General features: G+C 66.7%; 1 protein-coding gene. It reads right to left on the reverse strand.

Features of this window, described 5'->3' with window-relative positions:
- Positions 1-1472: acetolactate synthase large subunit (locus ABZ128_RS35530; RefSeq protein WP_356854036.1), on the reverse strand; the 1472-nt coding region annotated here is incomplete at both ends.

Below are 1472 nucleotides of genomic sequence, written 5' to 3' on the forward strand. Positions count from 1 at the left end.
GGAGTAGCGCTGGTTGTAGAAGAGGGTCTGCCACTGGCGGACCATGCCCAGCGCACCGTTGTTGATGATCGCGACCTTGATCGGGATGTTGTTCAGCGCGCAGGTGACCAGCTCCTGATTGGTCATCTGGAAGCAGCCGTCACCGTCGATCGCCCACACCGTGCGCTCCGGCATGCCGACCTTGGCGCCCATCGCCGCCGGGACCGCGTAGCCCATGGTCCCGGCGCCACCGGAGTTCAGCCAGGTCCGCGGCTCCTCGTAGTTGACGAAGTGTGAGGCCCACATCTGGTGCTGGCCGACGCCGGCCGCGTAGATGGTGTGCTCCGGGGCGAGCTCGCCGATGCGCTGGATGACCTGCTGCGGCGAGAGCATGCCGTCGGCGGGGGTCTCATACCCGAGCGGGTAGGTCTCGCGCCAGCGGTTGAGGTCCTTCCACCAGGCCGAGTAGTCACCCCCGTGGCCCTCGGTGTGCTCCGCCTGCACCGCCTGGATCAGATCCGCGATCACCTCACGGGCATCACCCACGATCGGGACGTCGACCTCACGGTTCTTGCCGATCTCCGCCGGATCGATGTCCGCGTGGATGACCTTCGCGAACGGCGCGAAACTGTCCAGCTTGCCCGTCACCCGGTCATCGAAACGGGTCCCCAGCGCGATCAGCAGATCCGACTTCTGCAGCGCCGTCACCGCCGTGACCGCGCCGTGCATACCCGGCATCCCCACGTGCAGCGGGTGGCTGTCCGGGAACGAGCCCAGCGCCATCAGCGTCGTCGTCACCGGAACACCGGTCAGCTCCGCCAGGACCTTCAGCTCCGCCGTCGCACCGGACTTCATCACCCCGCCGCCGACATACAGCACCGGACGCTTGGCCTGACAGATCAGCTTCGCCGCCTCACGGATCTGCTTCGCATGCGGCTTCGTCACCGGCCGATACCCCGGAAGATCCAGACTCGGCGGCCAGGAGAACACCGTCTGCGCCTGCAGCGCATCCTTGGCGATGTCCACCAGCACCGGACCCGGACGGCCCGTCGCCGCGATGTGGAACGCCTCCGCGATCGTCTTCGGAATGTCCTCCGCCCTGGTCACCAGGAAGTTGTGCTTCGTGATCGGCATCGTGATACCCACGATGTCCGCCTCCTGGAAGGCATCCGTACCGATCGCCTTCGACGACACCTGCCCCGTGATCGCAACCAGCGGCACCGAGTCCATGTGCGCATCCGCGATCGGCGTCACCAGATTCGTCGCACCCGGACCCGACGTCGCCATACACACACCCACCTTGCCGGTGGCCTGCGCATACCCGGTCGCCGCGTGACCCGCACCCTGCTCGTGCCGCACCAGGATGTGACGCACCCGGGTGCTGTCCATCATCGGGTCGTACGCCGGAAGGATCGCACCGCCCGGAATACCGAACACGGTGTCGCACCCCACCTCTTCGAGAGAACGGATGAGGGACTGCGCACCCGTGACGT

Origin of the sequence: Streptomyces sp. NPDC006326 (assembly GCF_040612915.1) — a bacterium.
GTDB lineage: Bacteria > Actinomycetota > Actinomycetes > Streptomycetales > Streptomycetaceae > Streptomyces.